The organism is Rathayibacter sp. AY1F9, from assembly GCF_002932155.1.
Lineage (GTDB): Bacteria > Actinomycetota > Actinomycetes > Actinomycetales > Microbacteriaceae > Rathayibacter.
This window is the reverse complement of the sequence record NZ_PSVA01000022.1, coordinates 36,332-48,856: the sequence shown is the minus strand read 5'-3', so window position 1 is coordinate 48,856 and position 12,525 is coordinate 36,332. Positions and strand designations below refer to the sequence as shown.

The following is a 12,525-nucleotide window of genomic DNA, read 5'->3' as shown; positions in this document are numbered from 1 at the left end:
TGAGGGGGGAGGCACGTGCACCTGCGGCGCACTCCGGGCCACAACCGCGAGCGGAGCACGGTCATTCCTCCTCCCGGCGTTCTCCCATCCCCCGCGCCCCGGGCACGCGGTCGACGGCCTGCCGCCTCCCGACTCCTGCTCGGACACCCGGGCTGTCTACACTCGGGAGGCGACGACGAAGGAGTGTGCGCGATGCCGGCGAGACCCCACCACCCCGTGAGCTCCCGGCTGCTACCGGCGCTCGGGGCCCTCCTGATCGCCGCGGTCCTCGCGCTGGTCCCCGCGACCGCGGCGACGGCCGAATCGCCCGTCTCCTTCTCCTCCTCCACCGTCCTCGACTCGGTCGGGGTGCTGAGCTCCGGAGAGACCGCCGAGATCGAGCAGGCCTCGCGGGCCCTCTACGACCAGCACCGCGTGCAGCTGTTCGTCGCCTTCGTCGACTCCTTCACCGATCCGTCCGACCGCGCCGCGTGGGCGGACGAGACCGCGACCCGCAACGGACTGGGCACCGACGACGTCCTCCTGGCCGTCGCGGTCGACGCCCGCCAGTACCAGGTGTCGGTCGCGCAGGGCTTCGCCCTCGACGACGCGCAGGTCTCCTCGCTCCAGTCCGACGACATCGAGCCGAGGCTCGCCGACGGCGACTGGGCCGGAGCCGCGGTGGCCGCCGCCGACGGGATCGGGCAGCGCCTCGACGCGCCCAGCGCCGGCGAGTCCCTCGGCTCGGGGCTGCTGATCGCGCTCGGCGTGCTCGCGGCCCTCGTCGTGGTCGGCCTCGTGGTGCTGCTGCTCGTGCGCCGCGCGCGGAAGCGCCGCGCCCAGGAGGCGGTGGAGGCCTCGATCGACGAACTCGCCACCCGTGCCGGGTCGGCCCTCGTCCACGCCGACGACGCCGTCCGCACCAGCGAGCAGGAGGTCGGCTTCGCGGAGGCGCAGTTCGGCGCCGACGCGACCGGCGCGTTCCGCGAGGCGCTCGTCACCGCGAAGCGCCTGCTCGGCGAGGCCTTCACCCTGCAGCAGCGCCTCGACGACGCCGAGCCGGAGACCGATCAGGAGCGCCGCGACGGCTACCAGCGCATCCTCCAGCTCTGCGCCGACGCCGAGCAGACGCTCGACGAGCGCGCGAGCGCGTTCGAGGAGCTGCGCGACCTCGAGAAGAACGCGCCGCAGGTCGCCGCCGCGCTCTCGGCTCGCGCCGCCGAGGTCGGCGACCGCCTCCCCTCGGCCCGCGCCCGCCTCGCCGAGCTCGCCTCCCGCTACGCGCCGACCGCGATCGACGACGTGGGCGACGACGCCGACCAGGCCGAGGACCGCCTCCGCTTCACCCGCGACCAGCTCGCCGGCGCCCAGCAGGCGCTGCAGGCCGGCGACTCCGGCCGCGCCGCCGTGCTGCTGCGCGCCGGGCAGCAGGCCGCCGAGCAGGCCTCCGGACTCGTCGACGCGGTGGCGACGAGGGGTGACGAGCTGCAGAAGGCGGAGGCGTCGCTCGCCGGCCGCATCGCCGAGATCCGCGCCGACGTGGCGCAGGGACGAGCGCTCGCCGCCTCCCAGGACGCGGAGTCCGCTGCCCAGGCGCAGAACGTCGCCGCGGCGGTCGCCTCGACCGAGGCCGCCCTCGACGACGTCGAGCGCGCCGCCTCCGTGCGGCCGAACGACCCGCTCGCCCTGCTCGAGGCGCTCACCGCCGCCGACGCCACGATTGACGCCGCCGTCGGCGGGTTCCGCGACGCGCAGGCCCAGCGCGAGCGCGAGCGGGCCGCCCTCGGCGCCGAGCTCACCTCCGCCCGCAGCCGCGTCTCGGCCGCCGAGGACTTCATCGCGGCCCGCCGCGGCGCGGTCGGCTCGGAGGCGCGCACCCGCGTCGCCGAGGCCGCCCGCTCGGCCGAGTACGCCGAGCGCATCGCCGCCACCGACCCCCGCGAGGCTCTCGCCTCCGCCCAGCGCGCTTCGCAGCTCGCCCAGCAGGCGCTCGAGCGGGCGCGGGCCGACGCCGGCTCGTACTCCGCCCCGAACGCCGTCGGCAGCCCCTACGGAGGCGACACGACCGGCGCGTTCCTCGGCGGGATCCTGGTCGAGTCGCTCCTGGGAGGCGGACGCCGCAGCGGCTACCGCTCGGGCGGCTTCGGCGGAGGCGGGTTCAGTGGCGGCTTCGGCGGCGGCGGCTCGTCCCGGCGCTCCGGCGGCGGCGGCTTCGGCGGCGGGCGCAGCAGCGGCGGAGGCGGACGCCGTGGAGGCGGCGGGCGCTTCTGAGCGCCCCCGGGCATCCGCGCACGACCGACGACCACCACCTCCCCCACGACTCCGGCACCACCTCCGACATCCGGCACCACCCACGACGCAAGGAGAGACACCCATGGCTCAGAGACAGTCGATCTTCGGCCGCATCGCGCAGCTCGCGAAGGCCAACATCAACGCACTCCTCGACCAGGCCGAGGACCCGCAGAAGATGCTCGACCAGATGGTCCGCGACTACACCGACAGCATCCGCGACGCCGAGGCGGCGATCGCCACCACGATCGGCAACCTGCGCCTGCTCGAGGACGACTACCGCGAGGACGTGCAGAACGCCCAGGAGTGGGGCGGCAAGGCCCTCGCCGCGAGCCGCAAGGCCGACGAGCTGCGCACCGGCGGGAGCGCCGGCGACGCCGACAAGTTCGACGCGCTGGCCAAGGTCGCTCTGCAGCGCCAGATCCAGTCCGAGAAGGAGGCGAAGGACGCCGAGCCGACCATCGCCTCGCAGACCGAGGTCGTCGACAAGCTCAAGTCGGGCCTGAACCAGATGCGCGAGAAGCTGCAGCAGCTCTCGAGCAAGCGCGACGAGCTGATCGCGCGCTCGAAGACCGTCGAGGCGCAGAGCCAGGTCCAGGACGCCGTGAAGAGCATCGACCTGATGGACCCGACGAGCGAGGTGAGCCGCTTCGAGCAGAAGATCCGCCGCGAGGAGGCGCGCGTCCGCGGCGCGGAGGAGCTCGCCTCCTCGAGCCTGGACGCGCAGTTCGAGTCGCTCGAGGACCTCGGCGAGATGACCGAGGTGGAGGCGCGCCTCGCCGCGCTCAAGTCCGGCCGCCCGCAGGACTCGATCGGCTCCTGAGCCCGTGCGCCTCCGGCGGTCCCGCCGGAGGCGCACTCCCCTTCCCGACACGCGCGGAGCGAAGGCTGGCAATCGCCATGGTGCGGTGCCGCCGCCGTCCCCGTAGTGTTCACACCAGGTTGCCCTTGACCCCGGTCGCCCTGATGCCGCGTCCGGCCCCTACCGACGCGGTGAACCATGAGCGGACCGCCCCCGTCGGGATCGCTCACCGAGAGACCGTCGACGCCGACGGTCACCACGAAGAGCGAGGCGCCGATGAGCACCCCCACCACCACGTCCGTCACCGGAGGCGCCCCCCGCGTCGTCCGCACCCGCCCCCGCGCCGACGGCCGCGTCAACCCGACGACCGAGTACTCCGGTCTCCTCAGCACGGTCCGCGACGCGGGGCTCCTCCGCCGCCGCACCGGCTTCTACTACACGATGTTCGGCGCGCTGGTCCTCGCGCTCGGCGGCATCGTCACCGGCTTCGTCCTGCTGGGCGACTCCTGGTTCCAGCTCCTGCTCGCCGCCGCCCTCGGCATCGTGCTGACGCAGTTCGCCTTCCTCGCCCATGAGGCCTCGCACCGCCAGGTGTTCGAGTCCGGCAAGGCCAACGACGTCGCCGGCCGCACCCTCGCGAACCTCTTCGTCGGCATCAGCTACTCCTGGTGGATGACCAAGCACAGCCGCCACCACGCGAACCCCAACGTGCTGGGCAAGGACCCGGACATCGAGCGCGACGTCGTCTCCTTCACCGCCGAGGACGCGGCCCGCTCGCGCGGCCTCTACGCCTGGCTCACCCGCCGCCAGGGCTACGCGTTCTTCCCGCTCCTGCTGCTCGAGGGCCTCAACCTGCACCTGCACGGCTTCCGCACCGTGTTCGGCAAGGGCAAGGTCGACAAGCGCTGGGTCGAGATCACCATGCTCGTCACCCGCGTCGGCCTCTACCTCGCCGTCGTCTTCTGGGCCCTCCCCCTCGGAATGGCGTTCGCCTTCGTCGGCGTGCAGCTGGGCGTCTTCGGCCTCTACATGGGCGCCTCGTTCGCGCCGAACCACAAGGGCATGCCGCTGCTGCCGAAGGAGGCGCGCGTCGACTTCCTCCGCCGCCAGGTCCTCACCTCGCGCAGCATCCGCAGCACCTGGTTCACCGACCTCTACATGGGCGGACTGAACTACCAGGTGGAGCACCACCTCTTCCCGAACATGCCCCGCCCGGCGCTGCGCCGTGCGCAGGTCATCGCCAAGGAGTACTGCACCACCCACCAGATCCCCTACACCGAGACCTCGCTGATGGAGTCGTACGCGATCGTCGTCCGCTACCTCAACAAGGTCGGCCTGTCGGCCGGCGGCGACCCGTTCGACTGCCCCGCCGCCTCCGCCTACGGACGCTGAGCACTCCCCCTTCGGAGGCCCCTCGCACCTTCCCGGTGCGGGGGGCCTCCGTCGTTCGCGGGAGCGCAAGGGGGTGCCCCCGCGGGCGGCGGAGTCGTAGCGTCGGGACATGAGCAGCTCCGACTACGACATCGAGCCCACCCCCACCGACACGACCGACGGCGCCCGCACGCCCGACCCCGCCACCGAGACCGGCACCTCCGCGGGCCTCGACGAGGTCGGCGGCGCGGCCTCCCCCCTGGCCGACGGCGTCGGCGCCGACGGCGAGGAGCAGAACCCCCCGCTGCCCGACTGGGGCCCCACCGACGGCGTCCACGGCACCGACGCCGAGACCGACGCCTCGGGCACCGAGCAGCACTGACACGGCTCCGCGAGGGACCTCCCCGGCCGGTCGGCGAACGTTCCGACCGCGTTCCGAGGAGGTCCCTCCGTGTTCGCCGGAGGGTCGGCCGGCGCTCGGTCGGCGCGCCCTACACTGGCGAAATGCAGCCGACCGAACGCGCCCTCCGCGTGATCTCCTACAACCTCCGGGAGCACCGAGCGCACGCCGAGATCGCCCCCCTCGCCGCCCGCCACGACATCGACGTCCTGTGCCTGCAGGAGTGCGACACCACGAAGCTGCCGCAGGAGGTGGGCTCGCTCCGGCTCGCGTCCGTCACGGCCCGCAACCGCCTGGGCCTTGCCGTCTACTACTCGCAGGACCGCTTCGAGCTCTCCGGCAGCGCCGCTTTCGAGCTCAGCAAATCCATGCACGACCGGGTGATGTCCCCCGCTCACGAGCGCCTGCTGGCCGTCCGCCTCGACGACCGCGACGGCGGATCGATCGCGGTCTCCTCCTTCCACGCCGCCCCGCTCTCGGCCGGCAACGCCCTGCGCCGCAAGCAGATCGACGAGGCGCTCAACCGGCTGCGCGAGTACGCGCCGGACACCCCCTCCCTGATGGTCGGCGACTACAACTACCCGTGGTTCTTCCGCGGACTCGACCGCCGGATGACCCGGAACGGCTACCTGGTCTCGCGGAGCGACTCCCCCACCTACGCGCGCTACCGCTACTTCAGCGGCCACTTCGACTTCGCGATCAGCGACTCCGTGCGGATCGAGCGGGTCTCCACGCTGCCCCAGGGCGTCTCGGACCACCTCCCGGTGATGGTCGACGCGCACTACGGCGTCCCCGCCGCCTGAGCGCGGGGCTCGCGGGCCCGCGCGGTCGGTAGGCTCAGGGGGTGACGACCCTGATCCTCGCCCGGCACGGAGAGACTGTCTGGCACTCCGAGAACCGCTTCGCGGGCTCCTCCGACATCGCGCTGACCCCCCGGGGCCAGGACCAGGCGGCGACTCTGGCCGCCTGGGCCGTCGACGCCGACCTCGAGGCGGTGTACTCCTCCACCCTGGTCCGGGCCGTGCGCACCGCCGTGCCCGCCGCGCGGGCGGCCCACCTCGAGCTGCAGCCCGACCCGGCCCTGGTCGAGGTCGACTTCGGCCGCGGCGAGGGGCTGACCACCGACGAGATGGAGAAGCGCTTCCCGGACGAGTACCACGCGTGGGTCGCGGCGCCGGCCATCCAGCCGATGCCCGGCGGCGAGTCCGGCCTCGACGCCGTCGCCCGCGCGAACACCTCGCTCGCCCGCATCCACCGCGAGCACCCCGACGGCCGCGTGCTCGTCGTCGCGCACGGCACGCTCATCCGCCTCCTGCTGTGCGCCTACCTCGGCATCAACCCCGAGACCTATCGGCACACCTTCCCGGTGGTCGACAACGTCTCGCTGACCACGCTGCGCTGGGACGCGACCGGCGTCGGCCTGCTCGGCTACAACGTCCCGCCCGTCCAGACGCAGCGGCGCTCCAGCTGAGCGCAGTGGCCGCTCCGGAGCGGCGCCCGGCGAGCGCTGGCTCGATCGGCCTGGTGCTCGGGTCGGTCGCGAGCGTGCAGCTGGGCGCCTCCTTCGCCGTGCTGCTCTTCCCCGCCGCGGGGCCGATCGGCACCGTCACGCTCCGGCTGGTGTTCTCGGCCGTCGTGCTGCTCCTGGTCTGCCGTCCGCGGCTGCGCGGCCACAGCCGGAGCGACTGGGCCACCGTCGCCGCCTACGGTCTCGCCCTCGGCGGGATGAACGCCTGCTACTACGAGGCCATCGCCCGGATCCCGCAGGGCGCCGCCGTCACCCTCGAGGTGCTCGGGCCGCTGACGCTCTCGGTGATCGCCGGGAGGAGCGTGCTGAGCCTGGTCTGGGCGGTGCTCGCGCTGGCCGGGGTGGTGACCCTGTCGCAGGGCGGATTCTCCGCGCTGGACCCGGTCGGCGTCGGCTTCGCGCTGGGGGCCGCAGTGCTCTGGGCCGCGTACATCGTCTTCGCCGGCCGCACCGGCGGGCGGTTCCAGGGGATCGACGGGCTCGCGCTGGCGCTGGCGGCCGGCGCGATCGTGTCGCTGCCGTTCGGCCTCGCCTCCGCCGGGCCCGCCCTGGTGGTGCCGCCGGTGCTGCTCCTCGGGCTCGCCGTGGCGGTGCTCTCCTCCGCGGTGCCCTACGCGCTGGAGCTGCTGGCGCTGCGGCGCCTGCGCTCCTCCACCTTCTCGATCCTGATGTCGCTCTCCCCCGGGGCGGCCGCGCTCTCGGGCTTCCTCGTGCTCGGTCAGCGCCTCAGCGCCGTCGAGGCCGTCGGGATCGCGCTCGTGGTCGCCGCGAGCATCGGAGCGGTGCGGACCGCGCGGACCTCCGCCTGAGCGGCAGTTCTTTTGTTAGGCTAACTATGTGCCATCGACCGAGACCCTGCAGACCGAGACCCCTCAGGCCGATCTCCCGCTGACCTCCCTCGCCGGCGAGGTGCGGGCAGCGGTCGGCCGGCTCGGACGGCGGCTCCGGCAGGAGAAGGCCCAGCACGAGCTCAGCGATCCGCAGTTCAGCGTGCTCGCGCTCCTGCACCGCGAGGGCGCGAAGACCCTGGGCGAGCTGGCCGAGGCGGAGCGGGTCCGCCCGCCGTCGATGACCCGCACGGTCGGCTGCCTGGTCGACGAAGGACTCGCGGAGCGCCTGGCCGACCCCGCCGACGGCCGCGTCACCCGCATCCGCCCCACCGGGGCCGGCACCGCACTGGTGCTCGACGTGCGCCGCATCCGCGACGCGTGGCTCGTGGCGCGCCTCGAGGAGCTCCCTCCCGAGGACCTGCGCCTGCTCCACGACGCGGCGGCGGTCCTGCGCGCGGTGGCCGACCGATGAGCGCGATGTTCCGCTCCCTCGCCGTGCCGAACTACCGCATCTGGTTCGCGGGCGCGATGGTCTCGAACGTCGGCACCTGGATGCAGCGCACGGCCCAGGACTGGATCGTGATCAACGACCTGACCGACCACGACGCGACGGCGCTCGGCGTGACCATGGCGCTGCAGTTCGGACCGCAGCTCGTGATGGTGCCCTTCTCCGGCTTCATCGCCGACCGCTTCGACCGGCGGAAGCTCCTGATGGCCACCCAGGGCGCGATGGGCGCGCTCGGGCTCGGCCTGGGGCTCATCGTCGTGACCGGGGTCGTCCAGCTCTGGATGGTCTACCTCTTCGCCCTGCTGCTCGGCTTCGCCGCGGCGATCGACGCGCCCGTGCGCCAGACGTTCGTGTCGGCGCTGGTCGAGGAGCGCGACCTCACCAACGCCGTCTCGCTGAACTCGGCCTCCTTCAACTCGGCGCGGATGATCGGACCGGCCCTCGCGGGCGTGCTGATCGCCGCGGTCGGCTCCGGCTGGGTCTTCCTCCTCAACGCCGCGAGCTTCCTCGCCGTCCTGCTCTCGCTGCGCGCGCTGCACCGCGACCAGCTCCGCAGCGCCCCACGCGCCACCCGCGGCCCGGGTGCCCTGCTGGAGGGGTTCCGCTACGTGTCGAAGCGGCCGGACATCCTCGTGGTGCTCGCGATCGTGTTCCTGATCGGCACCTTCGGCCTGAACTTCCCGATCTTCGCCTCGACGATGGCGACGGTCGAGTTCGACATGGGGGCGAGCGAGTTCGGCCTCCTCTCCTCCGCGATCGCCGTCGGCTCGGTGCTGGGGGCGCTCCTCTCGGCTCGCCGCGACCGCCCGAGGCTCCGGCTCATCGTCGGCGCCTCCGCGGCGTTCGGCGTCGCGCTCGCGCTGGCCGGCGTCATGCCGACCGTCTGGGCGTTCGCGATCCTGCTCCCCTTCGTCGGCATCGCGGCGCAGACGCTGATGACCTCGGCCAACGGCTACGTGCAGCTCTCGACCGCCCCCGAGATGCGGGGCCGGGTCATGGCGCTCTACATGGCCATCTTCGTCGGCGGCACCCCGATCGGCGCCCCGCTGATCGGCTGGGTCGCGAACGCCTACGGTCCGCGCCAGGCGATGCTGGTCGGCGCCGCCTCCGGGATCGCGGCGGCCGCCATCGGACTCGCCTTCCACCTCCGCCTGCGCCGCGCCGCCCGGCTCGCGGCCCCCGGGCCGGAGGCTCTGCCCGCCACCGGCGGAGTCCCCCTGCTGCGTCCGCGCGCCTAAGCTCCGTCGGCCGGTCCGCACGCCGGGCGGATCCGCGGACCGCCCACTCGACGGGTCGCCCCCGACGCGGGGCGCGACCGCCGCCCGCCCTCAGGCCTCGCGGGTGATCTCGACGCGGACGAAGAGCTTCGACGAGCGGGGCCCGGCGAACACCCCGCGCAACGGCGCGATGTCGTTGTAGTCGCGGCCCCGGCCGACGATGACGTGGCGGTCGCCGATGTCGATCAGGTTCGTCGGGTCGTAGCCGCGCCAGGCTCCTCCGCAGAACCACTCGACCCAGGCGTGGGACTCCCCCACCACGGTCTCGCCGATCTCGGCGTGCGGCTTGGGGTGCAGGTAGCCCGAGACGTAGCGCGCCGGGATGCCCACCGAGCGCAGCGCCCCGAGGACGATGTGCGTGATGTCCTGGCAGACGCCCTCGCGCGCGGTCCACGACTCCGTCGCGGTGGAGTGCACGCCGGTGACGCCCTGCCGGTAGGTCATCGCCCGGCCGATCGTCTCGGCGATCGTGAGCGCGGCCTCGCACGGGCCGGCCGCCTCGTCCGCGAGCGAGCGCGCCATCGCCGCGAGGTCCTCCGGCGGCGCGGTGCGGTGGGTCTGCTTCGACTGCTCCACGTACTCGGTGCGCGTCTCGACCTGCTCGGACAGCTGATCCCACCCGGTCGGGTGGTCGGGGTGCTGCTTCGGCCGGATCTCGACGAGCGAGGTCGCCGTCAGCGAGAGCTCGCGGTGGGCGTCGAGCACGTCGAACGACGAGACGCGGGTGCCCCAGTAGTCGGTGTAGGCGTGCACCGAGGTCACCGGCCGGATGTCGAGGTTCGAGAACAGCACCAGCTGCCCGTCCGAGGAGGCGGGGAGCATCCGCGCCTCGTTGTAGGACGCGACCACGTCCCCCGCGTAGGTGAAGCCCGTGGTGTGCCTGATGCGCAGCCTGCTCACAGCGCCTCCCCGATCCAGCTCGGCATGACGTTGGTGGGGAAGTACCGCTGGCGGATCGCCTCGGAAGCGGCCGAGGTCGCCTCCTGCACGCTGTCCATGTGCCGCGGCAGGTCCTCGAGGATGTCGGTGATCGGCCGGAACTCCAGCTCGCTGCGGATCCGCCCGAGGACGCGCTGCGCGTCGCCGGAGTGGCCGATGCGGCCGGTGCGCGGCTCGATGTCGCGCATGCACGCCTCCGCCCGCGAGACCGAGAAGAGGATCGAGCGCGGGAACAGCCGGTCCAGGAGGAGGAACTCGGCCGCGTTCCGCGCGCTCGGCACGCCCCGGTAGGTGCGCAGGTACGCCTCGTAGGCGCCGCAGGAGCGGAGGATCGTGGTCCAGGAGGGGCCGCTCGCCTCGGTCAGCGAGCGGGTGGCGAGCAGGCGGGCGGTCATGTCGGCGCGCTCGATCGAGCGGCCGAGGGTGAAGAACTGCCAGGCCTCGTCGCGCGAGGTCGCCGACTCGATGATGCCGACGGCGAGGGCGGAGCGCTCGCGCACCCAGCTGAAGAACTCCGACACCCGCTCGCCCGAGACGCGGCGCGGCATCCGGGTGCGCGTGGTGTTGAGGCACTCCCAGAGCTCGGTCGAGACGATCTCGCGCGCCCGGCGGGCGTTCTCGCGGGCCGCGCCGAGCGAATAGGCGATCGAGGCGGGGTTCGTGCGGTCGATCGCGAGGATCGCCAGCACGTCGGCGCGGGTGATCTCGCGCATGTCGTCGGGCGGGGTCGAGCCCATCACCGACAGGAGCGAGCGGCAGGCCGTGTCCTCGTCGATCCACGGGTCCTCGAGCAGGAGCTGGAGGTGGACGTCGAGGATGCGGGCGGTGCCGTCGGACCGCTCGATGTAGCGGCCGATCCAGAACAGCGACTCGGCGATCCGGGAGAGCATCAGTCGTCCTCCCCCGCCGCGAGCGTCTGCTGCTGCTGCTGGTCCTGGTCGGTGTTCGGCGCGTCCTGCGGCGAGTGGTCGGGCGTGTGGTTGAGCGGGTAGACGATCGGGATGGAGCTGGTGACCGCGGCCTGCTCGGCGACGAGCGCCTGGATGTCGCGCGCCTCGGGCTCGGCGCTGCGCGCCTCCTCGAGGCCGACCACCCAGGTGTCCTTCGATCCGCCGCCCTGCGACGAGTTGACGACGAGCTGCCCCTCCGGGAGCGCGACGCGGGTCAGGCCGCCGGGCAGCACCCAGACGTCGGTGCCGTCGTTCACGGCGAAGGGCCGCAGGTCGGCGTGCCGGGGGCGCATCCCGTCGTCGACGAGGGTGGGGATGGTGGAGAGCTGCACGACCGGCTGCGCGATCCAGCCGCGCGGGTCGGCCTGGAGGCGGGAGCGCAGCTCCGCGAGCTCCTTCGCCGAGGCGGCCGGCCCGACGACCAGGCCCTTGCCGCCGGAGCCGTCGACCGGCTTCACGACGAGCTCGTCGAGGCGGTCGAGCACCTCCTCGAGCGCTCCCGGATCCTCGAGCCGCCACGTGTCGACGTTCTTGATCACCGGCTCCTCCGAGAGGTAGTAGCGGATGAGGTCGGGCAGGTAGGTGTAGACGAGCTTGTCATCAGCGACGCCGTTGCCGACCGCGTTGGCGATCGTGACGTTCCCGAGCCGGGCCGCGAGCATCAGCCCGGGGGAGCCGAGCATCGAGTCGGCGCGGAACTGCAGCGGATCGAGGAACTCGTCGTCCACGCGGCGGTAGATCACGTCGACCCGGGTCGGGCCGGAGGTGGTGCGCATGAACACCTTGCCGCCCGTGCAGAACAGGTCGCGGCCCTCGACCAGCTCGACGCCCATGAGGCGGGCGAGGAGGGTGTGCTCGAAGTAGGCGGAGTTGTAGACGCCCGGAGTGAGCACGACCACGGTCGGGTCGTCGACGCCGTCGGGGGCGGAGGCGCGCAGTGCCTGCAGCAGCTTGTTCGGGTAGTCGCCGACCGGGCGCACCCGCATCGAGACGAACAGCTCGGGCAGCGTCTGCGCCATCACCCGGCGGTTCGAGATGACGTAGGAGACGCCGGAGGGCACGCGGACGTTGTCCTCGAGGACCCGCCAGCCGCCCTTCTCGTCGCGGATCAGGTCGATCCCGGACACCTGGATCCGCACGCCGTTCGCGGGGACGATGCCCGCGGCCTGCCGGTGGAAGTGGCTCGAGCTCGAGATCAGCCCGGCGGGGATGACGCCGTCGGCCACGGCGTTCTGCGGGCCGTAGACGTCGGCGAGGAACGCCTCGAGAGCACGGACCCGCTGCTTGATGCCGGTCTGCACCTCGTTCCACTCGGCGCGCTCGATCACCCGGGGGACGGCGTCGAGCGGGAACGGCCGCTCCTCCCCCGCGAAGTCGAAGGTGACGCCCTGCGCGAGGTAGGAGGAGGCGAGCGCGTCGGTGCGGCCGCGCAGCTCCTCCTGGGTCATCCGCGCGAGCGAGGAGTAGATGTCGCGGTAGGCGCCGCGGACCCCGTCGGGGCCTCCGGTCGACGCCACGTCGGCGAACATCTCGTCCCAGGGGGTGGCGCCCGTGTCGGGCCGCTCGACCTTCTGGGACCCGTATCCGTCGAAGAGGTCACCCATGGCACGACTCTAGTGCGGGGCGTATTGCGGGGATGTTTCGGGCGGCCG

General features: G+C 73.1%; 12 protein-coding genes. 9 read left to right on the top strand and 3 right to left on the bottom strand.

Translation table 11 applies throughout. From position 1 onward, the window contains the following. Positions 1-192: 192 nt before the first annotated feature. The 9 genes from C5C37_RS13425 to C5C37_RS13385 all read left to right on the top strand — a co-directional run bounded on the left by C5C37_RS13425 (position 193) and on the right by C5C37_RS13385 (position 8,945). Complete coding sequence (locus C5C37_RS13425) at positions 193-2,250, top strand: TPM domain-containing protein (protein WP_104335527.1); 2,058 nt, start codon at positions 193-195, stop codon at positions 2,248-2,250. A gap of 103 nt (positions 2,251-2,353) precedes the next feature. Next, on the top strand, positions 2,354-3,091 hold the full coding sequence (locus C5C37_RS13420) for a PspA/IM30 family protein (protein ID WP_104223858.1): 738 nt from the start codon (positions 2,354-2,356) through the stop codon (positions 3,089-3,091). Between the two features lie 255 nt (positions 3,092-3,346). Next, positions 3,347-4,462 carry an acyl-CoA desaturase gene (locus C5C37_RS13415; protein WP_104226226.1) on the top strand — a complete coding sequence of 372 codons (1,116 nt, stop codon included), beginning with the start codon at positions 3,347-3,349 and terminating at the stop codon, positions 4,460-4,462. Positions 4,463-4,571: 109 nt separating this feature from the next. After that, positions 4,572-4,823 carry a hypothetical protein gene (locus C5C37_RS13410; RefSeq protein ID WP_104246865.1) on the top strand — a complete coding sequence of 84 codons (252 nt, stop codon included), beginning with the start codon at positions 4,572-4,574 and terminating at the stop codon, positions 4,821-4,823. A gap of 122 nt (positions 4,824-4,945) precedes the next feature. Next, entirely contained in the window at positions 4,946-5,644 is a 699-nt protein-coding gene (locus C5C37_RS13405; protein ID WP_104223855.1) for an endonuclease/exonuclease/phosphatase family protein, read from the top strand. Between the two features lie 41 nt (positions 5,645-5,685). Beyond that, a complete protein-coding gene (locus tag C5C37_RS13400; protein WP_104223854.1) occupies positions 5,686-6,312 on the top strand; it encodes a histidine phosphatase family protein in 627 nt (208 codons plus the stop codon). A 5-nt stretch (positions 6,313-6,317) separates the two neighbouring features. Further along, on the top strand, positions 6,318-7,178 hold the full coding sequence (locus C5C37_RS13395) for a DMT family transporter (protein WP_219814487.1): 861 nt from the start codon (positions 6,318-6,320) through the stop codon (positions 7,176-7,178). Between the two features lie 28 nt (positions 7,179-7,206). Then, positions 7,207-7,671, top strand: coding sequence for a MarR family winged helix-turn-helix transcriptional regulator (locus C5C37_RS13390; protein WP_258074136.1), 465 nt, complete (start codon positions 7,207-7,209; stop codon positions 7,669-7,671). Then, positions 7,668-8,945 (top strand): MFS transporter, encoded by a 1,278-nt coding sequence (locus tag C5C37_RS13385; protein ID WP_104223853.1) that lies wholly within the window; start codon positions 7,668-7,670, stop codon positions 8,943-8,945. Before C5C37_RS13390 ends, C5C37_RS13385 begins: the two co-directional genes overlap by 4 nt. A 90-nt stretch (positions 8,946-9,035) precedes the next feature. Here the strand turns inward: C5C37_RS13385 and C5C37_RS13380 are convergent, their stop codons facing one another. Genes C5C37_RS13380 through C5C37_RS13370 form a run of 3 tightly spaced genes read right to left on the bottom strand, consistent with a single transcriptional unit; the run spans position 9,036 to position 12,477 of the window. Further along, entirely contained in the window at positions 9,036-9,884 is an 849-nt protein-coding gene (locus C5C37_RS13380; RefSeq protein ID WP_104223852.1) for a transglutaminase family protein, read from the bottom strand. Beyond that, positions 9,881-10,813, bottom strand: coding sequence for an alpha-E domain-containing protein (locus tag C5C37_RS13375; protein WP_104223851.1), 933 nt, complete (start codon positions 10,811-10,813; stop codon positions 9,881-9,883). The genes C5C37_RS13380 and C5C37_RS13375 overlap by 4 nt, the downstream gene beginning before the upstream one ends. Further along, positions 10,813-12,477, bottom strand: coding sequence for a circularly permuted type 2 ATP-grasp protein (locus C5C37_RS13370; RefSeq protein ID WP_104223850.1), 1,665 nt, complete (start codon positions 12,475-12,477; stop codon positions 10,813-10,815). Before C5C37_RS13370 ends, C5C37_RS13375 begins: the two co-directional genes overlap by 1 nt. Positions 12,478-12,525 lie beyond the last annotated feature (48 nt).

Excerpts from the sequence above, each read along its gene's own strand:
- C5C37_RS13410 (WP_104246865.1), top strand. The coding sequence starts at position 4,572 with ATGAGCAGCTCCGACTACGACATCGAGCCCACCCCCACCGACACGACC.
- C5C37_RS13420 (WP_104223858.1), top strand. The coding sequence starts at position 2,354 with ATGGCTCAGAGACAGTCGATCTTCGGCCGCATCGCGCAGCTCGCGAAG.
- C5C37_RS13375 (WP_104223851.1), bottom strand. The coding sequence starts at position 10,813 with ATGCTCTCCCGGATCGCCGAGTCGCTGTTCTGGATCGGCCGCTACATC.
- C5C37_RS13415 (WP_104226226.1), top strand. The coding sequence starts at position 3,347 with ATGAGCACCCCCACCACCACGTCCGTCACCGGAGGCGCCCCCCGCGTC.
- C5C37_RS13385 (WP_104223853.1), top strand. The coding sequence starts at position 7,668 with ATGAGCGCGATGTTCCGCTCCCTCGCCGTGCCGAACTACCGCATCTGG.
- C5C37_RS13425 (WP_104335527.1), top strand. The coding sequence starts at position 193 with ATGCCGGCGAGACCCCACCACCCCGTGAGCTCCCGGCTGCTACCGGCG.
- C5C37_RS13370 (WP_104223850.1), bottom strand. The coding sequence starts at position 12,477 with ATGGGTGACCTCTTCGACGGATACGGGTCCCAGAAGGTCGAGCGGCCC.
- C5C37_RS13405 (WP_104223855.1), top strand. The coding sequence starts at position 4,946 with ATGCAGCCGACCGAACGCGCCCTCCGCGTGATCTCCTACAACCTCCGG.